At 47.4% G+C, this 24,875-nt stretch carries 32 protein-coding genes and 1 pseudogene; 9 read left to right on the top strand and 24 right to left on the bottom strand.

Annotated features, from left to right (window positions below; translation table 11 throughout):
* Positions 1 to 56: 56 nt before the first annotated feature.
* Entirely contained in the window at positions 57 to 233 is a 177-nt protein-coding gene (locus tag DXZ20_RS00550) for a hypothetical protein (protein WP_163695605.1), read from the bottom strand.
* Positions 234 to 386: 153 nt separating this feature from the next.
* Here DXZ20_RS00550 and DXZ20_RS00545 point away from each other — a divergent pair, with 153 nt between their 5' ends.
* Complete coding sequence (locus tag DXZ20_RS00545) at positions 387 to 1,004, top strand: hypothetical protein (RefSeq protein WP_163695603.1); 618 nt, start codon at positions 387 to 389, stop codon at positions 1,002 to 1,004.
* A 123-nt stretch (positions 1,005 to 1,127) separates the two neighbouring features.
* Complete coding sequence (locus tag DXZ20_RS00540) at positions 1,128 to 1,484, top strand: helix-turn-helix domain-containing protein (RefSeq protein WP_163695601.1); 357 nt, start codon at positions 1,128 to 1,130, stop codon at positions 1,482 to 1,484.
* A 90-nt stretch (positions 1,485 to 1,574) separates the two neighbouring features.
* Here DXZ20_RS00540 and DXZ20_RS00535 read toward each other — a convergent pair whose 3' ends face one another.
* The 7 genes from DXZ20_RS00535 to DXZ20_RS00505 form a co-directional block, all read right to left on the bottom strand.
* Positions 1,575 to 1,877 (bottom strand): hypothetical protein, encoded by a 303-nt coding sequence (locus DXZ20_RS00535; protein ID WP_163695598.1) that lies wholly within the window; start codon positions 1,875 to 1,877, stop codon positions 1,575 to 1,577.
* Between the two features lie 49 nt (positions 1,878 to 1,926).
* Positions 1,927 to 2,079, bottom strand: a complete 153-nt coding sequence (locus DXZ20_RS00530) for a hypothetical protein (protein WP_163695594.1) — start codon at positions 2,077 to 2,079, stop codon at positions 1,927 to 1,929.
* A gap of 176 nt (positions 2,080 to 2,255) precedes the next feature.
* Entirely contained in the window at positions 2,256 to 2,987 is a 732-nt protein-coding gene (locus DXZ20_RS00525; RefSeq protein ID WP_163695592.1) for a phosphoribosyltransferase family protein, read from the bottom strand.
* Between the two features lie 210 nt (positions 2,988 to 3,197).
* Positions 3,198 to 3,581 (bottom strand): hypothetical protein, encoded by a 384-nt coding sequence (locus DXZ20_RS00520; protein WP_250565521.1) that lies wholly within the window; start codon positions 3,579 to 3,581, stop codon positions 3,198 to 3,200.
* The gene (locus DXZ20_RS00515; protein ID WP_163695316.1) at positions 3,547 to 4,044 is read right to left on the bottom strand and encodes a hypothetical protein; all 498 of its coding nucleotides are present in this window, start codon (positions 4,042 to 4,044) and stop codon (positions 3,547 to 3,549) included. The genes DXZ20_RS00520 and DXZ20_RS00515 overlap by 35 nt, the downstream gene beginning before the upstream one ends.
* Positions 4,045 to 4,058: 14 nt before the next feature.
* Positions 4,059 to 4,412, bottom strand: coding sequence for a hypothetical protein (locus tag DXZ20_RS00510; protein WP_163695586.1), 354 nt, complete (start codon positions 4,410 to 4,412; stop codon positions 4,059 to 4,061).
* Positions 4,409 to 4,981, bottom strand: a complete 573-nt coding sequence (locus DXZ20_RS00505) for a hypothetical protein (RefSeq protein ID WP_163695583.1) — start codon at positions 4,979 to 4,981, stop codon at positions 4,409 to 4,411. Before DXZ20_RS00505 ends, DXZ20_RS00510 begins: the two co-directional genes overlap by 4 nt.
* Positions 4,982 to 5,216: 235 nt before the next feature.
* On the opposite strand from DXZ20_RS00505, the gene DXZ20_RS00500 reads away from it, so the two are divergent.
* Positions 5,217 to 5,774 carry a hypothetical protein gene (locus tag DXZ20_RS00500; protein ID WP_163695580.1) on the top strand — a complete coding sequence of 186 codons (558 nt, stop codon included), beginning with the start codon at positions 5,217 to 5,219 and terminating at the stop codon, positions 5,772 to 5,774.
* 346 nt (positions 5,775 to 6,120) lie between these two features.
* On the opposite strand, the gene DXZ20_RS00495 is transcribed toward DXZ20_RS00500, so the two are convergent.
* From DXZ20_RS00495 to DXZ20_RS00480, 4 genes are all read right to left on the bottom strand, one after another.
* Positions 6,121 to 6,426 (bottom strand): CopG family transcriptional regulator, encoded by a 306-nt coding sequence (locus DXZ20_RS00495; RefSeq protein WP_163695313.1) that lies wholly within the window; start codon positions 6,424 to 6,426, stop codon positions 6,121 to 6,123.
* A complete protein-coding gene (locus tag DXZ20_RS00490; protein WP_163695578.1) occupies positions 6,413 to 6,994 on the bottom strand; it encodes a ParA family protein in 582 nt (193 codons plus the stop codon). The genes DXZ20_RS00495 and DXZ20_RS00490 overlap by 14 nt, the downstream gene beginning before the upstream one ends.
* Before the next feature lie 107 nt (positions 6,995 to 7,101).
* The gene (locus DXZ20_RS00485; RefSeq protein WP_163695575.1) at positions 7,102 to 7,572 is read right to left on the bottom strand and encodes a hypothetical protein; all 471 of its coding nucleotides are present in this window, start codon (positions 7,570 to 7,572) and stop codon (positions 7,102 to 7,104) included.
* 211 nt (positions 7,573 to 7,783) lie between these two features.
* On the bottom strand, positions 7,784 to 8,332 hold the full coding sequence (locus DXZ20_RS00480; protein ID WP_163695572.1) for a tyrosine-type recombinase/integrase: 549 nt from the start codon (positions 8,330 to 8,332) through the stop codon (positions 7,784 to 7,786).
* 249 nt (positions 8,333 to 8,581) lie between these two features.
* Here DXZ20_RS00480 and DXZ20_RS00475 point away from each other — a divergent pair, with 249 nt between their 5' ends.
* The gene (locus DXZ20_RS00475) at positions 8,582 to 8,794 is read left to right on the top strand and encodes a hypothetical protein (protein ID WP_163695569.1); all 213 of its coding nucleotides are present in this window, start codon (positions 8,582 to 8,584) and stop codon (positions 8,792 to 8,794) included.
* Positions 8,795 to 8,977: 183 nt separating this feature from the next.
* Here the strand turns inward: DXZ20_RS00475 and DXZ20_RS00470 are convergent, their stop codons facing one another.
* Complete coding sequence (locus DXZ20_RS00470) at positions 8,978 to 9,775, bottom strand: hypothetical protein (protein WP_163695566.1); 798 nt, start codon at positions 9,773 to 9,775, stop codon at positions 8,978 to 8,980.
* A 1,211-nt stretch (positions 9,776 to 10,986) separates the two neighbouring features.
* On the opposite strand from DXZ20_RS00470, the pseudogene DXZ20_RS00460 reads away from it, so the two are divergent.
* Positions 10,987 to 11,694 (top strand): annotated as a pseudogene (locus DXZ20_RS00460) (formylglycine-generating enzyme family protein); the annotation flags it as partial.
* Here DXZ20_RS00460 and DXZ20_RS37125 read toward each other — a convergent pair.
* From DXZ20_RS37125 to DXZ20_RS00440, 4 genes are all read right to left on the bottom strand, one after another.
* Positions 11,645 to 12,382, bottom strand: coding sequence for a thermonuclease family protein (locus tag DXZ20_RS37125; protein WP_284681647.1), 738 nt, complete (start codon positions 12,380 to 12,382; stop codon positions 11,645 to 11,647). The pseudogene DXZ20_RS00460 and the gene DXZ20_RS37125 sit on opposite strands and share 50 nt — an antisense overlap.
* Positions 12,383 to 12,524: 142 nt before the next feature.
* Positions 12,525 to 13,055, bottom strand: coding sequence for a hypothetical protein (locus DXZ20_RS00450; protein ID WP_250565520.1), 531 nt, complete (start codon positions 13,053 to 13,055; stop codon positions 12,525 to 12,527).
* 10 nt (positions 13,056 to 13,065) lie between these two features.
* The gene (locus tag DXZ20_RS00445) at positions 13,066 to 13,608 is read right to left on the bottom strand and encodes a GNAT family N-acetyltransferase (RefSeq protein WP_250565519.1); all 543 of its coding nucleotides are present in this window, start codon (positions 13,606 to 13,608) and stop codon (positions 13,066 to 13,068) included.
* 79 nt (positions 13,609 to 13,687) lie between these two features.
* The gene (locus tag DXZ20_RS00440; RefSeq protein WP_250565518.1) at positions 13,688 to 14,356 is read right to left on the bottom strand and encodes a TolC family protein; all 669 of its coding nucleotides are present in this window, start codon (positions 14,354 to 14,356) and stop codon (positions 13,688 to 13,690) included.
* A 143-nt stretch (positions 14,357 to 14,499) separates the two neighbouring features.
* On the opposite strand from DXZ20_RS00440, the gene DXZ20_RS00435 reads away from it, so the two are divergent.
* Positions 14,500 to 15,747, top strand: a complete 1,248-nt coding sequence (locus DXZ20_RS00435; protein ID WP_163695559.1) for a tectonin domain-containing protein — start codon at positions 14,500 to 14,502, stop codon at positions 15,745 to 15,747.
* Positions 15,748 to 15,792: 45 nt separating this feature from the next.
* On the opposite strand, the gene DXZ20_RS00430 is transcribed toward DXZ20_RS00435, so the two are convergent.
* Positions 15,793 to 16,677: an HlyD family secretion protein gene (locus DXZ20_RS00430; protein ID WP_163695556.1), complete on the bottom strand. Its 885-nt coding sequence runs from the start codon at positions 16,675 to 16,677 to the stop codon at positions 15,793 to 15,795.
* Between the two features lie 69 nt (positions 16,678 to 16,746).
* Here DXZ20_RS00430 and DXZ20_RS00425 point away from each other — a divergent pair, with 69 nt between their 5' ends.
* Both DXZ20_RS00425 and DXZ20_RS00420 read left to right on the top strand, forming a co-directional pair.
* Positions 16,747 to 17,352: a hypothetical protein gene (locus tag DXZ20_RS00425; protein ID WP_163695552.1), complete on the top strand. Its 606-nt coding sequence runs from the start codon at positions 16,747 to 16,749 to the stop codon at positions 17,350 to 17,352.
* Positions 17,349 to 17,789: a hypothetical protein gene (locus tag DXZ20_RS00420; RefSeq protein WP_163695549.1), complete on the top strand. Its 441-nt coding sequence runs from the start codon at positions 17,349 to 17,351 to the stop codon at positions 17,787 to 17,789. Before DXZ20_RS00425 ends, DXZ20_RS00420 begins: the two co-directional genes overlap by 4 nt.
* Before the next feature lie 5 nt (positions 17,790 to 17,794).
* Here the strand turns inward: DXZ20_RS00420 and DXZ20_RS00415 are convergent, their stop codons facing one another.
* From DXZ20_RS00415 to DXZ20_RS00405, 3 genes are all read right to left on the bottom strand, one after another.
* Positions 17,795 to 18,814, bottom strand: coding sequence for a metal-dependent hydrolase (locus DXZ20_RS00415; protein WP_163695546.1), 1,020 nt, complete (start codon positions 18,812 to 18,814; stop codon positions 17,795 to 17,797).
* On the bottom strand, positions 18,811 to 19,092 hold the full coding sequence (locus DXZ20_RS00410) for a hypothetical protein (protein ID WP_163695544.1): 282 nt from the start codon (positions 19,090 to 19,092) through the stop codon (positions 18,811 to 18,813). Before DXZ20_RS00410 ends, DXZ20_RS00415 begins: the two co-directional genes overlap by 4 nt.
* A gap of 137 nt (positions 19,093 to 19,229) precedes the next feature.
* Positions 19,230 to 21,698: an NACHT domain-containing protein gene (locus DXZ20_RS00405; protein WP_163695540.1), complete on the bottom strand. Its 2,469-nt coding sequence runs from the start codon at positions 21,696 to 21,698 to the stop codon at positions 19,230 to 19,232.
* A gap of 177 nt (positions 21,699 to 21,875) precedes the next feature.
* Here DXZ20_RS00405 and DXZ20_RS00400 point away from each other — a divergent pair, with 177 nt between their 5' ends.
* The gene (locus DXZ20_RS00400) at positions 21,876 to 22,112 is read left to right on the top strand and encodes a hypothetical protein (protein ID WP_163695537.1); all 237 of its coding nucleotides are present in this window, start codon (positions 21,876 to 21,878) and stop codon (positions 22,110 to 22,112) included.
* Between the two features lie 17 nt (positions 22,113 to 22,129).
* Here the strand turns inward: DXZ20_RS00400 and DXZ20_RS00395 are convergent, their stop codons facing one another.
* The 3 genes from DXZ20_RS00395 to DXZ20_RS00385 form a co-directional block, all read right to left on the bottom strand.
* The gene (locus DXZ20_RS00395) at positions 22,130 to 22,984 is read right to left on the bottom strand and encodes a hypothetical protein (protein ID WP_163695534.1); all 855 of its coding nucleotides are present in this window, start codon (positions 22,982 to 22,984) and stop codon (positions 22,130 to 22,132) included.
* Entirely contained in the window at positions 22,957 to 23,505 is a 549-nt protein-coding gene (locus tag DXZ20_RS00390; RefSeq protein ID WP_163695531.1) for a hypothetical protein, read from the bottom strand. Before DXZ20_RS00390 ends, DXZ20_RS00395 begins: the two co-directional genes overlap by 28 nt.
* A gap of 285 nt (positions 23,506 to 23,790) precedes the next feature.
* Positions 23,791 to 24,875: pentapeptide repeat-containing protein (locus tag DXZ20_RS00385; protein ID WP_163695529.1), on the bottom strand; the 1,085-nt coding region annotated here is incomplete at its 5' end.

The following is a 24,875-nucleotide window of genomic DNA, read 5'->3' as shown; positions in this document are numbered from 1 at the left end:
GGGGTTGGGAGTTGAGCTAACTGAATCAAGCTGCTGACATTGAACTCTGCACACATTTAATCCTCATCAGAAGTACGCTTATCAAGCTCTGCTTCCAAACCAATACCAGCAGGGCCTGCCAATCGAAATCGGATACTTCCGTCATCTAGACTCAGCGCTTTCCAGCAATATGTTCCAACGATAGCGAACGTAACTAGAAAAACCAAAACAGCTCCAAGGAGTGATATTTTCATAAATCACCAAAACGCTTACGTTTAATAATAATACCAAAAAAATTAGGTGTTGAGCATTGGTTTTATATTTGATGTCGTTTTTCGATTGCAGTGCTAAGATCAGTGGATATGGGATGAGTCTTAATAAACGCTTTGGTGTGAGAGAAAGTAGAAATGATGAAAGTGTTGATTGACTCAGAACTGGGCTTAGAATTTTTCCTTTATCCAGCAGACAATGTCGGTATTGGCTCTATTCACAGCTTGTTGCAGCCCGGAAATTTTTCTCAGGTAGAACGATGTGTTTCAGATGTGTTTCTCCGGAACATACGTTTCTTGGGAGCCAAGCTGAATGACAATACAGACGGTGCTGAACTAGTCACACAAGCTCACACTATATTTGATCGAGTAATTCAAGTTACTTCTGATTGTATTCATCAAGCGATAGCTTCTGATTATCAGAGCTTTGAAGGAGCAATTGAATCATTTTGCGCCCAGAAAGATGGAATTGACATTATTATCAGCAATTCCCCCAGCAAATATATAAACTTTGATGGACCAATCTTAACCATCCAACAGTTTGCAGCTCATTATTTTGAGGAACTTTATCAGCTTCCTAATTCACAAGAAAACTATCTAGATTCTGTTGTCTCGTTAACACAACCACAAGCCGAGAAGAGTTTTATCCCCTTTAGTAGTTGCACCTTGGTAGTACCTGCTGGCATTCATCCCAATACCTATTACAAGTATTTACAGCAGGGTGAGATGGACGAATATTGGAACTGGCGTAACTAATAAAGCTTGCCAGCTTAAGCATCAATATCTATACTCAATAAACACACCTATTTTTTTGGGTGCGCTTATCATGATAACTGTAATCTAATTACCCGTGCATGGACATTCAATGGAGTCAGCAGTATGTCGCACCCTACTAAAGCTGTTTCAAGGATTGCAGACCTGAGAGAGTTAACAGGTTTGACACAAGCCCAACTTGCCGTCTTGGTGGGAGTTACGACAAACACTATTCAGAACTGGGAAAGTGGCAAATCAGGGGTAGAACAAATCATTAAATTTTTGAAATTATGTGCCATCCTTAACTGTGAACTCAAAGATCTAATCCAACAAGTAGATGATCCGGAAGCTGAGCAGCCTAAGGCTGGTAGCTTCTCCCTAGAGGATGTACAAGAGTTACGTAAGCGATGGGGCACCGATAAAACCACTCATCCAAAGTCTTCTAGTCTTGACTCAGAACAAGAATTGAAAATAGGCGATTAAGAATACCCTGACTTCCACAATCACTGCTAGAAGCTGGGGTAATTGGGGTTGCGCTCTCAATTTACAACCACGACCACAACCCCAACCCAACTAACGCACCAACCGCACCCGCACTCGCCCCCCACGCTGACCACCGCGTAGCAACACCTGCCCCTCAGGCACCACCACCGGCACCGACACCGCAAACCGCGCAGGCCCAGCCGACACACAACGCACCCGCACCTGGTAACCAACCACCGCAGCCCACTTGGTAGCAAACGCTGACGGCAGCTGCGCAAACCAGCACTCGGCCACGTAGCCCGTAAAGGACCGCTCAGACTCGCGCCAGCAGCACTCGACCGCGCCAAACTCAGCGGCTAAACCAGACACAAACTCAAATGGAACAGAACGCATAACGCTAAAACCAACACAACGCGATCCATTCACCCAATGCTTTGCATTGCTACCGCTGACTCATGTCAAGCGCACTGACAGACGGAGTACGATAGAGATCGCAATGTTCCAACGCCTTGATAACGGAGGCTGGCAGCTTGGCTTGAACAGCGCGATGACGGGTAACCTTGAGCGGCTGTGGTGGTGGTAATTCTGTTGGCAATGCGCAGGCCTATAGACGATGCACATACAACGTTGTAACGAGAATGCAACCCAATTCAAAGGCCCATGCTACAATCACTGCGCTTTAGAGCGCAGCAGCCCAGCAAAAAGGCCTAGCAGTTGCCAGGGCTAGGCCGAGGCTCAATGGCCGAAGGCTAGCTTCGCTAGCATGAACTATCACACACCAGCAAATAACCGTAATTGATCAAGAGTTTTTCTCTCTAGATCGGCAGCAATTTCGATGTTTTCAACACGCTCTAAATGAGCTTCTATAGCGGCTTCATCATCTGTACCTGGAGAATCACATGCGTCAATTTGCTGTTGATATTCATCTTGAATAGCGATATCTACATGGCAGTAATTTTTCTCTGGATCAGAACCACTAGGGCCATAAGACTGTCCTAGAGCTAAAGGATGTACCGATTTTGGCTTGGCAGCTTTTAATATTTGCTGACAAGCTGCCAAAGAATGACCTGTAGACCTAACATCATCTAGCAGCAGCACTCGCTTGCCTTTGATGAGATTCGCATGATCTAGCTCAATAGACTGAAGATGCACTCCTATTGAGCGCTCACCATCCTCTGAAAGCTTATGAATAGGGCGATGACGTCGCAGACAAGCAGTCGCATCTTGCTTCTGACTGCGGTGAGCTAATCCCAACGCAATCTGACGTATGCCAGATAACTGCCCGTTGACATGATGCGAAGGTACTACAGCAACCGCATCAAAACCGCTCAGACAATCGCTGAATAGCTTAATCGCTTCTTGAATTGACTCTTGATGACAATTCTTGATTTCTAAGATGAAAGCAGTATATCTGTCGTCGGGATAGTCGTCATCTGACCAGTAATCCTTTTGCAGATAACTCCCTATACAGAAATCATCAGTCAAATGGCAAACATTAAGCACGATAGTGTCTCGAATGAATTTCAGCGTCAAGAATGCCCAAAATAATAAACGTCAAACGATATCGACAATAGGAGCTATTTTGAATTGAGATCGGCAACCCACGAAAAAGCCCCAGCAATGCCAGGGCCAAGTTAGTACTATTTTATTAGAACTAGGGTAACAACGAGGTTGCAGTGCTTCGTTAGAGCGGTTGTGAGATCGCAACGCCCATCATTTCGCCCAAGGCAACCACTTCCGCGTCTGCTTAGACTGCTCCCTAACCACAGCATCAATCTGGTCGTTCACCTCCTGCTGAGATTCACCACCGATGGTCCCTTCCATACGCTCTAGCTCATACGCTGATAGGGTTTCATTTACCATATAAGCTTGCTGAACCTCATGGGGAAGAGTATGGCGTTTATTCGGTTTACCTCCAGTAAGCCGATACAACTCACGCACTTCACAATCAAACAGCTCTTCCGTTTCAGTAATAACGGCTTGTCTATACGCTTCATCGTCACCACCATTGGCTTTGATGGTATCGGTAAACCGTCTAAACGCCATAGCGCCATCAAAGCGCTTACGCTGCGGCAGCAGCTCCTTCGAGTTGCCCAACAAGTCTAGTTGAGAATCCGAGGGCTCCAGCCTCTCCTTCTCGTTCTTCCAAAAGTCCGAAAAAATCATCTGCTTTTTCTCTCTCTTTGATGTCAAAGTCCTTATCAAACAAGTCTTCCAGACCGCTTTTAATTAGCTCCAAAGCGTCAGGATACATAAGGAATTCTTCAAAAATTTGATGACGATATTCGTAATCCCAACGCTCTGGCCGAAAGGCGAAAGTATTAGTGAGTAACATCCAAGAGTCCAAGCAGCTCTTGTAGGCAAACATGGCCTCGAACTTGCACAGAGCGTTGACCCAGGTTTTTTTGTACCTGCGATCACCAAAGGTAGCCATTTCCTTATTGAAATTCTCAGGTTGTAAAACTATCCCATGACATCGATTAAGAATGTCCCAGGTGCGTCTCACTCGCTTCTTTAGCTCTGGCAGTTTCATGACGACCAATAGTTTGGCATTACCCATAGATTAACGCGCTCCTAGTCGCCTGAATCACTGAATTTAAGACCTGTTGCAGTTTTACCCGCATACTGGATCGCCACCCATCGACCATTGGGCAATCCGTAATAGTCAGACGTACTATCCCGATAGGCTGGGAAGCCAAATCGGTCAGAGATAGCCTCATAGGACTGAGGGAACTGGAGATATAGCAATGCTTTTATGTCTGCCTCGCTCAGCTCACCGTCTACACCGTAAGGTTGAATACCAGCGGGCGGCACGGCGGAGGGTTCTACGGCTTCAACGGCTGGCGGCTGTAGAATCTGGTTTAGATCTTCTGGGCAGCTGGTTGTTGCGATCGCAATCCACAACAGTCCCACAATATTTCGCGTCACTGGCCGCCCCCCATGCGCCGCTGCTTCAGGGAGTTAATGGTCTGCAATTCTGCCTGTAGCTCTGCCTGATAGAGCATCACCGCTCGCTGCTGCCCCCGCGTAACGGCAGCTTTTAAGTCGGCTTCAGATAGATTGGTTTCCGCAGTATTGGCCTGGTCAATTAATGCCTCAAGACTCTGCAGCTGCTGAGCAACGGATAGCTCTAGCTCATTGGTCTGGGATTCACGCAGGGCCAACACGTTGCCGACTTCCTCGGGCATTAGCTCGCCTTCGATGACGCCTGCGCTTTCCCATTCATGGGCGTAGCGGGCTTTGGTATCGATGACCCATTGGTTGCGATCGCAAAGTTTCACCACAGCAAACTCACCGAAGAGAGTCCGAGCCAGCTCAGAATATCCCCGCCCATCCTTTAGTAATTCAGCCGGAGCCACCTGACGAATCCAGTCAAACCAACGAGTTCGCACAGTGGACTCCGCTACATTGTGCGATTTTGCGATTTCCTGTGCGGTGTAGTGTGCAGACATGTGCGACTGGATGTCCGCAACGGTGCGCGGATTTGTGCTATTCATAAGTTGAATCCTATGACTACAAGGGTTTGAGAGTGTGAGCCAGATGCACGCCTACTGTGCTTGACCGTGCGAATAGGTGTGCGGCTCACGCACAAATATCTTATAACAAAACTCCAGACACCTCACAAGACATTTTCTACAACATCTATATACCAAGCACTGTAAAGCCAGACAACAAAAAGGACATCTCGTTTCATTGCCCTAGTCGATAAACTATCCCTGTTGCATTGGTTGGATGATGAGTGAACTTGATGGGCTACCGGTTGCATCCTTGATGGAGCGGTATGGAGTAAATCGGTCTCAAATTTATGTAAGGCTGGATGCTATCAAGAAAATCGATCCGTCCTTGGTTCCTGTCAGACGTGGGCGCAGATCATTTGTTAGTAGTGAGCTACTGGGCCACCTAGATAGCATTGCAGCATTACTACAGCAGGGGCTCACAACCGATGAAGCCGCTGAGCAAGCATTAGGAGCACGCTCAAAAGCCATGACCCAACCAGACGTCTGGCCGGACAGTCTGGCCAGACAGGACAGCTCAGATCTATCGACTCGTGACTTGATTGGGTTATTGCTAGCTAGTGTACAGCGACCAGTGGTTCAGCCAGATCGGTTAGCTGTCTTTAGAGATCTTCAGGCAATTGCTGATCATGATTGGCGGCCAAGCACTAGTCAACTGTGCGAAATATTGGAGCTATCGACCATTAGTGGCAATGAGTTTGAACGTTATGGGTTCCGATTCACTCGCCAGGGTAAAAATGGAACGGAATCGGCTTGGAAAGTAGAGAAGGTTTAAAACTTGCGATCTCATCCTATTTAGAAAAAACCGTCTCAGTCGTCACACCCATGAAAATCATATCCCTGCTCCTAGCCCCAATAGTACTCATAGCCGCTTTGTACATTTATGTCAGCACAAACGGTATCGACAACAGTAAGCGAGTCTTTGGCGAGATCCGTTATCTTGAGACAAGGGAGCCAGTATCTAATGACGAATAATTGCATACTCATACAAACAGACAATCAAATATTGCCTCTCTGAGGTTCCTAAACGCCTGAAAGCCCAGGCCCACATAATTCAGACTCCTTTCAATGCATCAAACACTTAAAACAGCACTGCATTACTGCATTACTGCAGTAAATAATTACTCATTTACTTGAGGAAGTACAGCATCAAGGACGGCTCTTACAATATCAACCTTACGCTTACCACTGGTGGCCGCTGCCATGGTTAGGCGTCGATGTAATGACTCCGGTAGATCAGCCGTAAATCTGATATTGCGTTCCGGTGCATCAGTCGGCGCTAGGATATCAGCCAGAATTTCTGAATTAGATTGAGCCTGAGGTTTTGACTCAGGAGTATCCGTTGACTCAGCTTTAGGTGCTTTAGATTTTCCCTTCTTAACTGGGGGCTTACTTTGTGCTGCTGCAAACACATCATCCAAGTTCATCACTCAGTTCCTCCCAGATAGCTTTCCAATCATTTTGAGCAGGACCTTTCACTGTGTGACCATTACTCGCCGCATGGATATACGCCTTATACCGTCGAACTGCTCGCTGAAATATTGGGTATCCATGGCGCTCCAATGCTGCCTTAGCTTCAGCCCCATCTTTTTGCGGTGGTGGCGGGACCAAAGTGATCAGGCATTTATAGTTAGTACCTTCGGGTAGACTCCCAGCCATTTGAATCAATGCAGAAATTGAGAGCGGATCGGGAGTCGTCGGCAGGATTAAGAGATCCGTACCGTTGGCGATACTTTCCACCTCATCGGATGACGGGCGAGCTGGGGTATCGATAACCGTATGGGTATAGTTGCCTTTCATTAGCCGCTTTGGGGCCTCGGCTTCCAGGCAAACGTCAAACGGCAGCAGTCCTTTCCTGGCCCATAGGGAAGCTGACTTATTCGGGTCTGAGTCGATCAGAAGCGTGGGGGCTTTCGCCTGAAGCAGCGCTGCAAAGTGAATAGCGCTGGTGGTTTTGCCCACGCCCCCCTTGAATTGGCAGAGGGTGACAATCATTACTTAATGCAGTAAGGCAGTATTGCAGTAATAGTTCTACCATGCTGCGTTGAGGAGTCAAGGGGGTAGGCGATACGTTGAGTTTGGGGTTGCGATCGCAACCGTTATCAATTTTCCTTAGCCTTAACGCTAACCAAAGTTTCATAGGCCACTTTCGGCGTCATTCCTTCATACCGCTGTAGCCGTAGCGCTGCCGAACCAGGCCGGTGACTAACCTTTGCAAACACCGACTTAGTAACTCGTATCACCGTTGATGGTGAATTATCCTCAAACTCAAACAATAAGACAATCTCATCCTCTGGGGCATAGGCAGGAACCAAATAGGCAATTGAACCGCGTATAGAAGCATCAGCATCACTGAGCCAGTCATCCCAATTAGCTTGGAGCCTAGACCAGGGCACATACCCTAGAGTTAAGGTGTCATCGCCAACAAATACAGTCATCATGCCGCGACCTACTTGGAGATAATTGCTGTAACATTCAGCCGCCAGCTGAATCCATTTATCAATCAGAAACTTCTCAATAACGAGTTTGTGGTGATCTGGAATATAAGTCAGAACATCAAGTGCATCTTCCACTAGCCTCTCCCTGAATGGCTGATGTCTAAAAGTGAACCATTAATCTAAGGATTACGCTGCGGCAGATGAGTCGGGAGACCAGGCGGAAGTGGTTGCTTTGGGATGGGTGGGAGTGCGATTCCAGATTGAAAGAGCACATTAGCAGCGGACAAATCGGAAAAGGGCTCAGGCGATGATAGATAGTTTGGACAATGACTAAGACCCAATAAACCTACAGCTTAGAAATCGCATTCTCTAACTGCTGGGGTTGTACAGCCAAATATCGTTGTAAGGACCCTAAATCGCTGTGGCCTGAAATCTCCTGAACTAGCCGCAGTGGGATGCCCGCATTCGACATCTTCGTCAATGCCGAACGCCGGAAACTATGGGTACTGTAGCCCTCCAAACCCAACCGGTCACAGGCAATCCGTAATGCCTTATCGCAAGCCTGGCGCGAAACCGGTCCTGAACCACGACCTCGATGACCACTTGGAAAGAGATACCCCGTTGTCGGTAACGCTGCCATTTGCAACGTCGCCTTTAACATCGAATGTATCGGGGCTTCGCGAGTCTTCTTTGTCTTTGTATTTCCACGACGAAACACAATGGCATTATTCACCAAATCTTCCGCTCGCAGCTGTCGCGCTTCACTAACTCGACAGCCGGTATAACGACAAATCGAAAATAACGCCCGCATCCGCAAACTCATTTCACCGAGCACCTGGTCCAACTGCTCATCGGTAAAAATTTCGGCTTGTCCGTTGCGATCGCACTTAGCCACAGTCTAAAGTTGCTCTTTTATAGAAATTAGCAACTTTAGAATACCCAATTTGCAACTGGTTGGCTGAAACGTCCAAAACTCGTCATTTCTTATTGAGAATAGCCATAGGTAAAAACCAACTGTCACATGTGGCTTAACTCAATGTTCGTAAGCGTTTACACGGTTAACGCTGTTTACAGCTTTCGGACATAACAAAGAAGTCCATGACGTATCCGCCATGGGTTAACGCTGTTTACACTGTTTACGACCATGAGCAAGCCCATCGCCGCCGCCCGCATTCCCCATAGTTGGGATGAGCAAATACGTGCGATCGCAACCGAAACCGGACGTACTCCCAGCGAGGTGGTTAAAGAAGCCATTGGACTGTATCTAGAGAAAACAGACCCCAATGGTGTAGCATCCATGGCACGACGGCTTACTACCTTAGAAAAGCAGGTCAAAAAGTTGGTGCAGCTGATATAACAACGGTCCTGATAGCTTCTATGACAATACTAACTAAAGCCAAACAGAATTTAATGTTCCCTTTAAGAACTGAACTTACTAGGAAAGCAAAAATTTAAAACACCTACCGAATAACTCAAGATTATCTTTAAGACATAATGCTTAAATACACTATGCCTTAAAGACGCAATAAATTTAGCTTGATCAATCGTCTGTAAAGGTAACGTCTTCAGCGATATCCAACAAATCTGAAACAGGTATATCACTCGCGATGGTTACAGCAGAATCTTCTCTCAAGAAAACTGCGTAATTAAGACTCGGGTAGGCCAGACTTTGCTTACAGCCTGAATATTCAGCTATTACAGATGGAGAAGATTGGCAACTCGGAATCAACATCACCTCTGTTCCATCACTCAACCTATGATTATTAGAAGTGCTTCCTTCCAACCAGTAGTCAACTTGTCCCTTCGGAAGTCTAGATACATACTGAACAGTATGCACAAAGATTGTTTGAGCATCATTTATATATCTGATACTCCCAAGTAATTCTGGTCTACTTTGAATTCCCTGAGGAAGGGATGTCGCTCTTTCTCTCCTAGTAGCAGGAATCCATGTAGATATCTGCGTATCTATTTCCTGAGGAAGTGAAGACAATCTCGCTAAGGCTGAATTGTCTTGTGCTCGGACACGAATACGGCGATTAGGAGAAGTCGTTCCGATTACTCTGTACTCCCCTAAAGAATCAGGCAAGACTGGAAAAGGACTCACTCCAATTCCTCTTCCAGAGGCAACCATACTAGCGCGGTTCCTGATTAGAGTAGTACGACGAGAAAATTCTTCCATCGTATCTTCAGGATTGGCAGTCAAAGGAACATTGACACCCCTCGCTTCTTCGATTCTATTAGCTTGGACTATATATGCTCTCAGAACAATAGGAATAGAGAGAAGAAGAATACATAAGATCGTCTTCAACGGCAAAGAGAAAAAATTGTTAAAGCGCATAGAGCAAAAACCCCAAAATCGTTGTCAGGTTACGTGTAGCATTTAGTCAGTGAATCGAGAGAGATCTCTAAGGATAAAGCTTTCTATATCCAGATTAGCCATACCCGATTGCGCAAAAATCACTCTTTCAAAGTTTCACCTTGCACTCAAAGTACAAAGCTAGAAATACCTACTACCCAAACGCTGACATATCGCTATTAGAGCAAAATCCTTCTGAGAATAAAAATATGTCATCGAACCCGAAAACAGAATGAGATGAGTTCGCTTGATAGAAACCAGCTTCTCTAAAGTTAGGAAAGGCCACAGCCCCTATAACTTCAGCAAAGGAAGGGCCAGAAGAGTGATCATCAAAGCCCCAGGGAATAGTTCTTCCACTTATCAAAAGATCCAGTGCTACTATAACTTGACCCGTACGAGCTATGTCAGAACTTGTCCAACTCGTACTAGCAGTGGCAAAAGGGTTTCTATAGATTGTCCCAAAGACACCATTCCTATCAAGGCCAGGCCCACTACAGCCAGGTTCAAGGAGACCAGATGCAGTAGCTACGGGCTGAGCTGACAAATCGCCAAACCTTCTCGATGATTCTACATGCACTAAACACAAACTTGAGAAAATCAGACAAGCTTTAAAGAGCTTAGCCGAGTTAAAAAGAGATTTACCCATAACCTTTAAAGAATCAAGAGATATTCCGAACAGATCTTAGAGACTACAATTCTTGGCCTTGGAATCGAACCCCATAAATCTTTTTCAAATTCTCAACATCCAAATGTTAATTCATTAACATTTTTTTGACTGAGCTTTGACCATAGATCTATGAAGACGCTGACTATAGATAAAAGACTCAAGAGCTAAACTCTATTTGGAGAAAAATCAGCTGCCCCAGTTTAGGATGCGACAAGATAACAGCTAAAAAGTGAGCTCCCTCCTGAACAACGTAATTACCCAAAACCATAGATGATAAAGGTAAAACAAATAGCACAGTTTATTCCATTTGCGTTTGGTTGCTCTTAGTCGACAAAACTGCTATCAAAGCATCAGGATTGATTCAATGTAGCGGAATAAAAATCACAATAGAAATCACTTCTTGTCAAATTATCCTCTACATCCCCAAAAAACTGTTCAAAGCATACTCAACTGTCGTAAAGCTTACGAAAGCCGTCATTGATGTAAAAATTCTCTGTCAAAAAAATTCATGGGATAGTAGATAACAATGCAACAATATAGAGAAATTCTCAATGAAGAAAGCCAGGTTGCGATCGAAATGGTGCTAATTCCTTCTGGGAAATTCCTTATGGGCTCTCCAGATGAAGAGTTAGGGCGTACTGCATTTGAAGGCCCTCAGCACGAAGTTATGATTTCTAACTTTTTTATGTCCAGATATCCCATAACTCAGGCTCAATGGAAATTAGTAGCAACTATGCCTGATAACGGTTGGCAGTTAAATCCGCAACCCTCTGATTTTGATGGAGATAATCGCCCTGTTGAAATGGTTTCCTGGCAGGACGCATTAGAATTCTGTACTCGCCTCTCTACTTATACAGGTCATCCTTATCGACTGCCAACTGAATCTGAATGGGAATATGCCTGCCGAGCTGGTACAACAACTCCTTTTTGTTTTGGTGATCAGATAACTCCCGATCTAGTAAACTATCGGGCTCCAAAAAAATATCCATATGGTCCAAAAGCTCAATATCCTCCAGGAACGACTTCAGTAGATCACTTTGATGTAACCAACAGTTTTGGTCTTAGTGATATGCATGGCAACGTTTATGAATGGTGTCAGGATGATTGGCACGAGAACTATGAAAACGCCCCTATCGATGGTAGTGCCTGGCTTCTCGATACAAATGAAAGGATATCTATTCGTGTCATACGGGGAGGCTCATGGAGGTACCGTCCCGATAGGTGTCGGTCCGCGAACCGAAATTATTTTGGTTCAATGGGCCGAACTCGTAACATTGGGTTTCGGGTTGTATCCTCATCCTTAAACACTCGCTAGGGTACGAACTGACTCTAGCTATCAAGCAATTTCTGTCCAGTAGCTGTCGTTCCCGATATTCCCAAGGCTTTTCTGCATTAGGATTCGCCCACACCCCCGCTGATTGCGCCTTAGCCCTCTCCTCAGCCATCGCCAACACCTGCGGCTGTGGGCATCTGCCCGAATACTTCTCATAGTGATAGGCCATCCCATCCATTACCATTTGAGAGTTCACATGGATCTCTTCTTCCCCACCAACAGGAACAAACAAATCCGCCACCGTTCGCCCATAGCGGTCCTTCTCAATCGGCACTACAATGATCTGTCCACCTTCACCTTGATCGACCAGCGCCCGTAAGTGGTCACGCGCCGCAACGCCCATAGGCTGAACGATTTCAGGAGCGTCAACGCCGCAGAGGCGCAGCTTAATTTCTGTCGTACCATCCGTTACGCGCAGCGTATCGCCATCGTAGATGCTGCCAGGGACTAACCATAAATGCTGACTCAGATGCTTCTCTCTTAGAACGGCATTGGCAAGAACTAACTCAACGGCGTTTACGGTAGCCTCTGGCAAATAATGGGCCACAACACCTAGACCACTAAATCCCAGTACCGCCACTATTGGCATGACTCCCCGCCGCTGCCAAATCCTTAGCCGTTCTCCCATGTCCTACTCTCTGATTGCTGTCGTTTCTAGAGATCCCAGACAACGGCTAAAGCGACCATATCAAAAGGTTTATAGCCCATAGAAAACAACAATAAAAACAGATTTATACCGCCACTGGTGAACCAGTATCCACCTGGACCATCTGCAATACGCCCTGGGCCATTCCCTGGGCTGCCTTATCCGCTAAAGCTTGCCGGTCTTCCTGGGTTAACAGCGCTGACAGCATAGGAATTACCTGGGCTCTCAATGGTCGCTCCGACTTGGGCAAATTCTGATCATCCTCTGCAATCAATGCCGCAATCCACTCAGTCTGCTCTGGAGTAGGTTGCTTTAGGTGCTCATAGATCCGTCGCCACGCTGCCGTGTAGACGGCGTCATAGCTGCGACCCAGTTCCCAGGTCTGCAGCCATCCCTTCAGCTCTGGCAACAATATAGAAAACAGTCGCATATATCGACGCTGCCGCTTTAAAGCTTCCGGTGACGCTGCCTTAAGTGCATCCAAATAGGGCTGCGCCATAGAGCCCGCTTCGACCGGGCCATCCCAGTCATCGCCCTCCCACCAGTTATCTTCGGTGAGCAGGTCTAATAAGTTGCCCGTTTTTTTGAGTTGCTGGGTCAGAAGCTGATCATCCATAGGGGTCACATTAGGATTGCAACGCTGGGTACTCGAAGTATACCAATCCATCTTTATCCGGGTCAGGGCCATAGTCTGGCATCTTCATGTGATGGTAAAAGCCCTCTACTTCAGGCAGTGAGTGCAGTCCCACACGGCCCTGATAGCCCAGTTCGACACTTCGCTGCCGTGCTACCGCCAGGAGCGTCCGCCCCACCTGACGCAAATAGGGTGGATCTTCAATCAAACGCCGATTCCATGGGGCCGAGGCGACATACTCTACATAGACCAGGGAAAACCGCTGGGGTAACCAGGAGCGGTGGCCCTGGATATCGAGCAGTGTCACACCTTGCAGCAGTCCATCGAACTCAAGGCCATAGGTTTCGTAACGGCTATCCCCCAGGGCTAAGCGCAGTTTATAGCCCCAGTCCCAACCGATATCGGCCTGGTCTGCCTCTAGAAGAATGTCTCGCCAGATGACGTCAATCTGCTCTACATGGTCCTGGGTTAGTGAACAGATGGTGGCCGTAATCCGCCCATTGGGAAATTTTGGAAGCTGGACAAAGCGATTCATGGAGACGGCAGCGGCACAGATGCCCCATAGCCTACCAACTGACTCAGCTCGGCTTCAATCTGTTGAAGGTTGTTTCTATTTATGCGCTATCTCTCGTCGCCCTGGGAATAGTCGATGTGTCGCCATGACCGCAGACACCAATAAGCGCGGGATAGATCTGCGTCTCAGCGTCGGCACCCGTCAAAATTTCCAACTCGCGTCTATCCTGAGCTTGCCCGATTCGCTTCTCGTCACATCGAGCTTTCATGTCATCGGTTCGCTGCCACATGGTCAGCATCCTGGAAGTACTGCCCTGGCCGGTGCGGTACTGAGCTTCCATCACCTGAACCTGAAGCAAATGGGTTTGCAATCGTGAATGCAGCAGTTCATACTCTCGGCCTAATTTCTCATAACTGAGCACCAGGCCCACGACATCATCAGCGATCTGCTGAGCCTGATTTTCCCGCTGGCGGATCAGGTCCGCTTCGTCCAGTTCCAGGGATGCGATCTCAAGTCCCCTACGTTGCACATCGCCACCGCCCAATACGTTTTGCACCAGCCTGATCGGGTCCAGGGTCAAATAGTTCGTCCACTGCCGCGCCTCGGCATAGTCCTGCCGCTGGGCCGTTAGCTCCAACTGCTCATTAATCGCCTTAATCTCCGATGAACGGTTGATTGCCCGTTGCGTCAACGTCTCCAGGCAATCCATCGAACTGTTCAGACACGGCAGCGCCAGCACTGGAGCGCACCAGCAAAGTAATTTCAGCATTGAGCAGACCGCTAGCACCCTCACTAAAAGGAACTGTATTCCCGATATATCAAAATTTTCGGCGGGAACATTAGCGTCAATAGGCATATATGACAAGTGTCTAAGCTCTGTTCTTTAGCTCTACCGTTGTAATACAAAAATCAATGAAATTACCAAGGAAACTTAAAATCCTAGCCATTGCAGCAAGCAGCATAGCGCTGACTTTAGCATTCAGCGTTTGGAGCAATCAGACAAATCACGCTTTAGCCAACCAAAACTGGAAATTACCATGGCCTGCATCTGTACCTGGGACGGTAGAACGTGGAGCACTCAGCAACCATTACGATGGCTATGTTGGTAATGGACAATCTATAGATTTTGATATCCCCGCAGGCACACCTGTTTTAGCACCTGTAGACTCCCAAATTATGGATCAGTGTAATGCTGGCAACAATCACTGGGCAATTAAATTGCAGGCCCTTTCTAGCAACCAAATATATTCTTTAATTCATGTATTTGCAGATAATAATGCGGTTCAAAGAGGGAAAATCTATCGTCAAGGACAACAGATTGGTATAGTGGCCTCTGATAGACCGTCGCATGGTTGTGCAACATCCACAGGGCCACACTTGCATATGGGATTACCGAGTGTCCCCTTCACCCTTGATGGATATACTTTCACCACAGATAACCCGTATCCCTCAGGTACTTTTAGATCAACAAACACAGCTGGCGGTAAGATTTTCCAACGTGTCAACAATGGCTGGTCATTACGTCCTGGAATAGGTCATGACATTGCCAGTAGCAACGGGCATCACTGGCTCATAGGTGCAAATTCTGTTCATGGTGGCTATGGAATTTATCAGTGGAATGGCAATGATTGGAATGTCACCGATGGGGGAGCCGTTGGTATAGCTGTCAGTCCCTCCGGTAAACCTTGGGTTATTAATAACGAAGATTATATTTACCGTCGAGAAAACAATACTTGGCAACAACTTCCTGGTCGAGCCAAAGACATTGACATCAGTGAAAATGGTCATGTTTGGATTATTGGTGCTAACGAGGTAAACGGTGGTTATCCCATTTGGTATTGGCATGGCACTGACTGGACGCCCATTGACGGTGGTGCTGTACGCATAGCAGTTGATCCTTCCGGCAGTCCCTGGATTGTCAACAATGAAGGCTATATTTACCGCAGAGTCAACGATGCATGGCAACTACTCCCTGGTCGGGCCAAAGATATCGACATTGGTGGAGATGGTTCTGTCTGGATTGTTGGCACCAACGAAGTTACTGGTGGATATGGCATTTACCAGTGGAACGGTAGTAACTGGGATGTTAAAGATGGTGGTGCCGTACGCATAGCAGTTGATGAAGACGGCAATCCCTGGGTTGTCAACAATGGAAAATAAGGTAAAGCTACCTGCCTCCATAAAAAGTTAGTCAGCATACCAGTGCTATTCAGGAAAGAAAGCATCATCACCTGAATCAGCACTGGAGCGCACCATAAGAGTAATCTCAGCGTTGAGCATACCGCTAGCATCCTGCCCCAGCCACTTGATACGCCGGATACGACCCGCGTAGGGACTCCTAACCACTGCCAAGTTTGCGATCGCATTTTCTACCTCATCTACCCTGAGCTGCGTTTGGGCCTGTTGAAAGTCTCGGTCCCGCAAACGCTGTTCATAGTTAGCCCACTGCTGTTGGTAACTGAGCATGGCATGGGTGCGGCTACTAACATCGGCAGCCATGGTGACGGAATGGTCATACTCAGCGGTGGACCGTTTCCCCAAGGCCAACTGATAGTCACGCACAGCGGCAGTGTGGTCACGTTGCAGCTCCGCTAGCTTTGCGGTTTCGTGCTCCATCACCAGCGGTTCAAGGTGGGGCAGCTGGCCCAGGTAGTCTATTTCTTGATGCTTCGCCGTTATCAGCGCTTCGGCCTGGTCTACGTCGGCCTTAGCGCGGTCGATGGCGGCGGTTTCTTCGAGGTAGGTGGGCGTTGCAATGGGTGGAGGAGTAGCTGGTGATAGCGGCGGGGTGATGGTGGAATGCTCCAGGCGTTGCAGCGTGAGGTCTAGCTGTCGAGCTTGGGCTTCTAGGCGGTTGCGATCGCGGGTGCGGTCGGCGATCAGTTGGCCCACGGAGATGCGATCGCCTTCGGTGACTTTGAGATCAGCGGGGTCGGTGACGGAGACGTTGATGGTGAGGCGGCGGGGGGCTTCGTTAGGTTGAGTGGGTTGTTCTGGGGGAGAAGTTGGCGTGACGAAGCTAGGCTGTTGGGCGATGGCAACGCCTCCTAGGACGACTAAAGAAAGTATGTAAAAGACACCTGACTTCACACGCAGAAATTAAACTGTAATACATGCGTAAAATTCCCCTATCTAAATACAATTAACGAGCTTTTAGAAATGCCACTAGACATGCTTATTGGCCTCATTCTCTCTGGATCTTTAATCCTCTTGTTTTTTCAAAATCCCCAGACAAAAGAGAGAGAAAAGTATAAAAGATATAAAAAGACAATTGCAACAGTTATTTTATCTGGTGATTCCGGAGAAATAGAAATAATTAAAAACGAGGATTTTAATTCGGCTAAAGAATCACGGAGCGTGAAATCAAAGGTTAGTCATTTAGCTGTCACAGAAGCTCTTCTTCAAACAGAACACAAGAAATTCATCAATGTTTTTGTTATATATTGCTTGTCTTTCATTTTCAAAGTAATTATCAATCTATTTGTTGATTTGCCGATAAAAGGGACACATGTATTTTTTATCTTAAGTATTCCTGTCATCTTGCTCTTCATAAGAAATAAAATATTTGAATATCGAATAACTAAGGGTTTATATGGTACGACATCATATGAAGCTAGGAGTTTAATAAGATTCATCGAAAGAAACGCAGATATGTTTGATGATTCAGATGGAGGTCCAGGGCGTAGAGTCTTCAGTGAAATAAGTCTGGATAACCAAGAGAAAGCTATTTGGACTCAAAACAAAGAGCTAGGAGAACTGTCATGAATCAATTCTCAGACTCAATAACCAAGCTCTTATACCAAGCCATAGACACTGTATTTCTAAGTAACCCATTTAGAACTAGTATGGGTTTCTTATTTGGAGTTATCTTGAAAGAGTTTAGTGTCCTCCTATCTCCAATTATCAGTAGTTTACTCAATGTAGATATTTCCAGCGTTAGCATTATAGGCTGGATAACGTTGAGCATATTTTTGTTTAATTTTCAATTTCTAATTCAACGTAATTCTGGCATTTCTCCAGATGCTGAGAGAGCATTTAAATTAATACAAATAGCTAAGCGGAAGGGGATTTCTGATTTAGAAATAAAACAAAATTATCGTTTATTAATTCAGCAATACTCTGACAATGTTGCACTCAACAGAAAATTACAGAAAGAGCTAGATACAATCAAACAGCAAATCAATCGTCAAATTAACGATTAATTTGCTCATCTGAAAATAAGCACTGATACTAACCCCGTTGCCCACTGGTCATCCAACACCGAGATCGCAACTTTCAACTCACAATACTGTAACTCCACCGACTCACCCGTCACCGTCACCGCTGGCAACTGCCTCGGCAGCATCGTAGGCTGCACATCCTCCGGGAAATCCACCGTAATCGAACCACTCAAATAGATCCGTGCTGACGGATTCGCCATTCGCAGCGCCTGCAGCCGAGATACTACATCCTCATCATTCAACGTAAGCGTCTGCGTCGTCCGCGTCATCGCCGCGCCGGTCTCCGTCGTCAGCTTCTCCACCAGCAGCTGCTTACCCGTCTGGTAAACACCCTGACCATCGGTCACCACAAACTCACTACCCACCGCATCCAAAATCAGATAGCGCCCATCCGCTCGGGTGCGGTCATCAGCCCACACGCCGGTTATCTCCGCGTAGACCTCAGCGCTGGCCGCATGGGTGTTATACGTCGCCAACGCCCCATCTCGCAGGCCCAGGCCTTGACTGACCTGAGTCTGCACACCACCAGCACCAGCTAACCAGATACCCAGCAGCAACAACGCCACAGCCACCGACAACACCCAATACTCCGCCGGTCCCCCCGTCCGTATCCGTCGCTTTGGGTTAGACACACTGATGGCCCAAGCCGGGTCAGGCCAAAACAGTTGAACACCCTGGCGCGTAAAACAATCAGCAAAGCAGCTCAGCACATGGCCCAACGGCACCGCCGCCGCTGTCTTGATATCCCCCAGCGCTGCACCAATGCCCAGGGATACCGCTGCAATAGACACCGTCGCCACCAGCGAATGGGTAACGCTGCGATGGGGAAAGCGGTCTTCAATCCATGAGCTGATGGGGTAAAAGACCTGGCCGATGATGCTCGTCGTAGTATCGATGTCCGGCAGCTGGCTACCCAGGACGGCAAGCGCTAACGGGAGTGGTTGAGCAGTGCCGAGGAGTAAGGATGCGCCTGCGGTTGCGATCGCGGCGTGGGTAATCGCCATCATTGGCCCAAACCATAGCGGCGGTAGAGCCCTAAGACCAAAATCACCACACTAAGAATTAACGGTACTCGCTCTAGCCATAGCTGCGCTGGGGACGACGTAAACTGCATCTCCATTCCCAGATGCGTTTTCACCGCTTCCTGAATCGCCTGCTCCATCTCAGCTTCACTGGTGAAGGCACGATTCTCGAACAGAGCGTTGAGCTTATCGTCCATTGCCTGCTTTTCCGCGTCGCTCATCCATTCGGGATATTCGAGCTTAATCGTCGTGGGCTGCTCCATCGTCGCTGTCAGTGTTGGACAGCTCTAAGTTGCCCAGGGATGGGGGTTAGGTTGGGATTGGGGGAGTTGCGATCGCGGTATAAATAGTCGTCATTGACCCAAACATTGGAAAATTGACTGCCCTAAGTTGCCCATGGTCAGGAAGATATTGGCAATAGAAGTGTATCTTCAATTTTTTCTCGCACTTTACGGGTAACGTAGCAGTCACCATTAAGACAGTCCAACAGCAGCTGATTAGCTTCGTAGTATTGTCCTAGTTTCTCTATTTGTGCATCACTAAACTGCCAATCATGGCCAATATTGCGATATTTGATCATTACAGTTCGCAATCCTTTAATCCATGCCTTACCGTTTGACTGCCACCACTGTTTAAATACTTCTACTTCTACATTGTCCTCTGGATCAGATAATTGAGCTTTGAGGTTATGTACAGCTTGTTTTAATTCGGGATCACTAGTTAGAGCAACGGTGCGGTCAAGAGCGCGATTGAGATCGAGAGCAAGGGCAAGGTCAAAGGATAGAGCAAGGGAGAAGTCTAGAGAAAGAGCAAGGGAGAGGGCGCGAGTATGGTCAAGCGCTAAAGAGAGGGCAAGGGATAAGGCAAGGGAGAGGGATAAATCGATAGAAAGGTCTAGAGAGAGGGCAAGGGATAGATCTTGATCAAGAGCTCGGTCAAGAGATAAAGCTCGGACAAGGGCTCGTGCAAGGGATGGGTCAAGCACTCGTGCAAGGGATAGGTCGAGATCTAGAGCAAGGGACAAAGTACGGTCGAGGGAGAGGGCGTGATCGAGAGAGCGAGCAAGGGATAAGGCAAAGGATAAATCGAAACAGAAAGCACGAACAGCAGAAAACCTATAGGGAACATCAACAGAGATAGACTTTTCCTTCCCCCAAGAGAGAAACTTTTGTAGCTTCTCATCTTCAACTAATAAGGTATCAACCTGGATTTTCATGAGCTCTAACAGGTAATCAGCCGATGGCAACATCTCTGCTGCTAGAAGAAAGACCTCTCGCCATCTCTTCTCTGTAATATGAACTACTAGCTCATGTAATACCTGTTCAAGATACTGAGGATTATGACTAGCGGCAAAAATAACGTTTCTGGCAGTGAAATATTCTTGGAAGGTTAAGTGAGAGAACGAGTAAATGCCCTGTGCCCTCGCCACTAGTAGACCGTGCTGAGCTTCAATCGAGCGCAGTACTTTACGACTACTAACCAGTAAAGCCTCTGGATCAGCCTGGACATCAGGCAAATTTTGAATGTAATCAGAAATTGGTTTCTCCAGGGTTTTTCGTTTGAAGAAATATTCGCTTTTGATAAATGTGGTAAAGGCAATTTGGCCAAGTAGATCCTCCTTGCGTTTAGGAGACAGTTTTTTATATACCGAGTCTCGTTCAATATCTCGACTACTGTCCCATTTCTCTAGCAAGAGTTCAATCCCCTCTTCATAGAGCTCAGCTCGATTATCTTTGAAATTCCCTTTCTCCTCAAAAATGAGACACAGAAGTGTCAACAGCAAGGGATTTGTCCCAAGTTCTTGAATGCGTTTATTTGCATTAATTTTGGCGATGAATCTCTCTGCTTTAATGGGGTGCTGAGGACAGAACCACTTAGTAGCAAACACAGCAATTTGCTTCTCATCAAAATCAGCTATTTCGACTTCAGTAAATTGCTGGAATGTATAGTCTTGAGCAGCAATACGGCAGGTCATCACAAATTGATTATCTGGATATCGCTCCGCAACCGTTTGAATATCTAGTAGAACACGACTACTATCTTCTTCTCGTACCTCATCCAGGCCATCCAACAACAGTAAAGCTCTGCCAGCTTGAAGAATGGTCAACAAATCAGCATGACTCACATCGGTTAACATTCCGAGGATAAATGTCAGCAAATCTGGCTGACCTCGGTTTTCAGCAAAGTTTTTAAGCGTAATAGTAATAGGAACACAAGTCTGCTGAAATGCGCCTCCAATACACTGAATTGCTAAATATTTTAGAAAGGTGGTTTTTCCAGCTCCAGGTTTTCCCAACACCATCAGTTTGTTGTACCGCTGCACAGCCTCTAGCCCGGACACTCGTTTCTGTACAACTTGACCCAAGCCAAACCGATCAAAATCATCTGGATTAAAGTTCTCCAACAGGTCGGCCATATCCAACCGTCGTCGTCCAGTCAGTTTTTCTAGAATATTGACATTGATATAAATGTCTCCAATACCAATCGGCTGTTCCATTCCCAGCACCCGCATAGTGCCACAGCGCTGCTGGATGAAGGTCTTAACATTCTCCCGACAGCCCTCTACTAACGTTTCAATATCAACGTTGGTAGAGGCAGTAGTTGCTTTTCCTGATGTTGCTTGCTGCTTCTCTAGTAGCCATACCTGAAGCTGACGAAACTTCCCAGAACCTTTCCCAGAAACACTGAATTTACGATACACCCCCGTCATTCGAGCTTGAAGCGCTTTCGGTGAAATGTGAAGCGATTCAGCAACCTTAACCTTATTTCCATCACTACCGTAGAGTGCAACAAAGACTTCCTCTTGCTCTTCAGAAAGTCCATACCCACGGGCAATCATCGTCAAAAATTCACGGGATAAGGAACTCATCAACACGATGGTAGTAAAGAGTGGATTAACGCTAGCGTAACCCACGAAAAACTGATTCCTCCGCAAGCTTTAGAGAGAAATCAGGCAATGTAAGCCTATATCAGGCACTGCTTGAGAGTAACCTCCAAACGCCCCTTGGCACAGTGGATACAGTACACCACAGCCAAAGGCTAACCCATGAAAAACCTAAACATTACATCCGCGTTCCAGCAAGTCTTCTTCACCGTCGTATTCCTCACCCTATTGTCCGGTGGCACCTCCCTCACCCTCGCCGCTCAAGAGAAACTATCCCTCTATCAAGATCGTATCTTTGAAAGTGCCACCACCACATGGCAAATGGGAGTGGGTGCAATCTTCGGACTACTGGGCAGCAAAGCCACAGACCTATTTCAGGTTGACGATGATGAAGAGTAATACCCCCAGGGCAGTCCTCACTGCCCCAACCGCTTCCTCGCCCCACGCACCTGCCCCAACTGCTTCATCGTCATCCCAGCGACAAGAGCCGTACCACCAAAGATATATAGACTTTTATTACGCGTACCCATGCCAATAAACCGCACGATGCCAAACGCCATCAAACAGGCGATCACAATCGGCATCACCACCACATATTGCGTATGCTGCGGACTCGCCGACCGATTCAGCCCCAACCGCTCATTGCGTACTACCTTCCGCGCCAACATCGGATTACGTCCCGCCAACGGTTGCAACGCCGCCAATCGCGACTTACTCAGCTGTAGTCCCATCCGCTCCGCCTCGGCCTGCATCGTCTCGCGAATAATCTGATCCGTAGGTAGCTCCAGCTCTATTTCTAACATCTCTAGAAAGATGTCCTTCCCTGGGTTCGCCGCCGCAAAGCAGCAGACGCGAACACCAGCATTAATCAAGTCTTCCAGCCAGTAACGAATACCCGTAGAGAGCCGTTTCGCCTCAGGCAGGATAAGCAGCGTTTGCGGTCCCACGTTTTCGGCAATCTCATCCTTTAGCTGATCCATCGTCAGTGCGCGTTCACCACAGGGCTCACCGTTCTTGTCGTACTTGGTTTCCTCAGTGGGGATATCCAGCTGCTCGGCCAGGCGCACAAAGAACCGTTTGCCGCTGCCTTTGTAGATGGCGATTGAGATCGCAAACTCATCACTAAACCGCTTCACCAGCTGCCGGGGCATCTCCCCCACCATTCCAGTTTCCGCCAACACCAAAACGCTGCTACCCGACTCGATAGCAGCGCACACCTTTTGGAAGTCTTCGGAGTGATTATCTAGGCAACCTGCATCTGTTGACGGCATTGGTTGAGAAGATCGGCGGCTATCTTCTGAGCATTGAACTTTGGGGCAGATGCTGCCCGTACTTGGTCTACCTTCGCCTTTGTCGTCGGATGCAGATCCTCGTAGCTCATCTGGTTGGCCATCGCCATCACCACCTGCTGACTCGCTGTTAGACGCTGACCTGCCAGCTCAGATGCCTCTAAATACAGCGCTTCCATATTCAAGTTTTGAGCTGGGTCAACTTCAATCGGTTGCTCAGCCACATCACCGAGCGCCGTCTCACCCGCAATAGCCAGCGCTGACTGAATCGCCTCATGAATATCAAACTCGTCGATTTTTCCACCCGCTACCACATGCTCACGCAGCAACCGAATCGATTTTGCCTGAGCTTCTGTGAGAAATGCCTTACCATTTGAATCCTTCTCAGCGGTGATTCCCAAATGCTTTAGGTAGGCGTAGTAAGCGTCCTTTTTTATACCTAATTGGTCCTGCAAGACATTCGGGCGAATCTGCTGCTCAACGGTAGACTTCTGGTCGGTCATCGAAAATTTTTTCAAAACTCAGCACCCATATTATGGGAAATACTGAGTAAAAAATTTTACGGGGTTTTTCTGGTTTTCGGGTGAAGTTTGCGTAAACGCCAGAAAACCACTTTTGTTGAAATATTGTTTATATCCCTATCTTCTACGGTAGGAAACTATCAGAATGCTTGCGGTTTTGTTTAAGTAGACAGACAGAATTTAGGCTACTCACGTAGGGTAGTTGCTGCTAACTTAGAGCCTACAGAATAGCCGATAGGTAATAGTGAGAACGGTTGCTACTGCAACTTATGGGGTGTCAGACGCTGGCAGCTGCACTTGCTCGATAGGAATCCCCAGCTGCTCGGTTAGCTCGATGACGTTGCCGGTAAACGTAGAAACATCGCCCGAGACGGCGGCGGCTCCGCTGGCGATCGTACCGATGGCAGCGCCCAGGGCAACGAGCTTTTTCAGACGGCGACCGATGCGGCCTTGGTCGTGCTGCTCTTCTGCGAGGTCGCGCTCCAGGTCGTCGAGGACGTCGTTGGCGTCGTCTTTTTGTTCGGTGGGGAAGGTTTGGGCCTGGTCGCGGAGAGCGGTGAGTAGACGGGTGATGTCTTCGGCGTTGGGGCCATAATTGTTGATGGTGCCACCGATTTGGTCGCCCTCGACGGTTTCGGCGAAGCCGCCGCCAAATTGAGCGCCACGAAGGTCAGTTTTACGATTACTATTCTCTGCCACGGCAGTTGCCTCGACAGTGATGGGTCTACTAGCCTGTAGTTTAACGATCTCTATCAAGCTCGCACTCTGCTCACGATAAGCAACAATCTCGCTATCTTTCGCTTGCAGCTCAGCTCGGTAGCGTTGTTCCATGAGCACTAACTTAGTCTCATAGAGTTCTTTGAATTGGCTCTCAACTAAGGCTTTATAAGTTTTCTGAGATACTTCTAAACGAACAACAAAAGCATTATCTTGTTTTTTCTCAATTGCCTGAATCGCGAAATCTTGTTCTGGATATCGACTGCGCATCTCTTGAAACGATTGGAAAAATGCTTGCCAGTCAATGCCATCTTTGAAAATGAGATCAACGGTATCTACAACTTGTTGGAAAAGAGTTGCAAACTCACCTGGATTAAAGGTGCCTTCTCTAGGGCGACGTTCATCTTGACCTTGTTTGAGATAAATATAGTCACAAATAGCACCATCAAAATTGGTAGCACTGTTAATATTCCAATCTTCTAGACAAGCACCCGTTAACACAGCTTTCTCAAAATCAGTTCCCAACATTTGAGCTGTCCTCAGGTTGGCTCCACTCAGGTCAGCTCCACTCAGGTCGGCTCTACTCAGGTTAAAACTGCTCAGATCAACACCTCTTAAATTGGCCCGACGCAGCG

It is taken from the genome of Adonisia turfae CCMR0081 (genome assembly GCF_011009555.1).
In the GTDB taxonomy this organism is placed as follows: Bacteria; Cyanobacteriota; Cyanobacteriia; order Phormidesmidales; family Phormidesmidaceae; genus Leptothoe; species Leptothoe turfae.
This window is presented reverse-complemented; position numbering and strand designations above follow the sequence as displayed.

Coding starts and splice junctions, on each gene's coding strand:
- DXZ20_RS00535 (WP_163695598.1), bottom strand. CDS start 1,877: ATGCGTTCTGTTCCATTTGAGTTTGTGTCTGGTTTAGCCGCTGAGTTT.
- DXZ20_RS00490 (WP_163695578.1), bottom strand. CDS start 6,994: ATGATTGTCACCCTCTGCCAATTCAAGGGGGGCGTGGGCAAAACCACC.
- DXZ20_RS00405 (WP_163695540.1), bottom strand. CDS start 21,698: ATGAGTTCCTTATCCCGTGAATTTTTGACGATGATTGCCCGTGGGTAT.
- DXZ20_RS00515 (WP_163695316.1), bottom strand. CDS start 4,044: ATGGGTAATGCCAAACTATTGGTCGTCATGAAACTGCCAGAGCTAAAG.
- DXZ20_RS00440 (WP_250565518.1), bottom strand. CDS start 14,356: ATGCTGAAATTACTTTGCTGGTGCGCTCCAGTGCTGGCGCTGCCGTGT.
- DXZ20_RS00415 (WP_163695546.1), bottom strand. CDS start 18,814: ATGATGGCGATTACCCACGCCGCGATCGCAACCGCAGGCGCATCCTTA.
- DXZ20_RS00475 (WP_163695569.1), top strand. CDS start 8,582: ATGAGCAAGCCCATCGCCGCCGCCCGCATTCCCCATAGTTGGGATGAG.
- DXZ20_RS00435 (WP_163695559.1), top strand. CDS start 14,500: ATGAAATTACCAAGGAAACTTAAAATCCTAGCCATTGCAGCAAGCAGC.
- DXZ20_RS00395 (WP_163695534.1), bottom strand. CDS start 22,984: ATGCCGTCAACAGATGCAGGTTGCCTAGATAATCACTCCGAAGACTTC.
- DXZ20_RS00505 (WP_163695583.1), bottom strand. CDS start 4,981: ATGAATAGCACAAATCCGCGCACCGTTGCGGACATCCAGTCGCACATG.
- DXZ20_RS00400 (WP_163695537.1), top strand. CDS start 21,876: ATGAAAAACCTAAACATTACATCCGCGTTCCAGCAAGTCTTCTTCACC.
- DXZ20_RS00500 (WP_163695580.1), top strand. CDS start 5,217: ATGATGAGTGAACTTGATGGGCTACCGGTTGCATCCTTGATGGAGCGG.
- DXZ20_RS00425 (WP_163695552.1), top strand. CDS start 16,747: ATGCCACTAGACATGCTTATTGGCCTCATTCTCTCTGGATCTTTAATC.
- DXZ20_RS00420 (WP_163695549.1), top strand. CDS start 17,349: ATGAATCAATTCTCAGACTCAATAACCAAGCTCTTATACCAAGCCATA.
- DXZ20_RS00545 (WP_163695603.1), top strand. CDS start 387: ATGATGAAAGTGTTGATTGACTCAGAACTGGGCTTAGAATTTTTCCTT.
- DXZ20_RS00450 (WP_250565520.1), bottom strand. CDS start 13,055: ATGGATGATCAGCTTCTGACCCAGCAACTCAAAAAAACGGGCAACTTA.
- DXZ20_RS00550 (WP_163695605.1), bottom strand. CDS start 233: ATGAAAATATCACTCCTTGGAGCTGTTTTGGTTTTTCTAGTTACGTTC.
- DXZ20_RS00390 (WP_163695531.1), bottom strand. CDS start 23,505: ATGACCGACCAGAAGTCTACCGTTGAGCAGCAGATTCGCCCGAATGTC.
- DXZ20_RS00445 (WP_250565519.1), bottom strand. CDS start 13,608: ATGAATCGCTTTGTCCAGCTTCCAAAATTTCCCAATGGGCGGATTACG.
- DXZ20_RS37125 (WP_284681647.1), bottom strand. CDS start 12,382: ATGCCAATAGTGGCGGTACTGGGATTTAGTGGTCTAGGTGTTGTGGCC.
- DXZ20_RS00410 (WP_163695544.1), bottom strand. CDS start 19,092: ATGGAGCAGCCCACGACGATTAAGCTCGAATATCCCGAATGGATGAGC.
- DXZ20_RS00540 (WP_163695601.1), top strand. CDS start 1,128: ATGTCGCACCCTACTAAAGCTGTTTCAAGGATTGCAGACCTGAGAGAG.
- DXZ20_RS00470 (WP_163695566.1), bottom strand. CDS start 9,775: ATGCGCTTTAACAATTTTTTCTCTTTGCCGTTGAAGACGATCTTATGT.
- DXZ20_RS00495 (WP_163695313.1), bottom strand. CDS start 6,426: ATGAACTTGGATGATGTGTTTGCAGCAGCACAAAGTAAGCCCCCAGTT.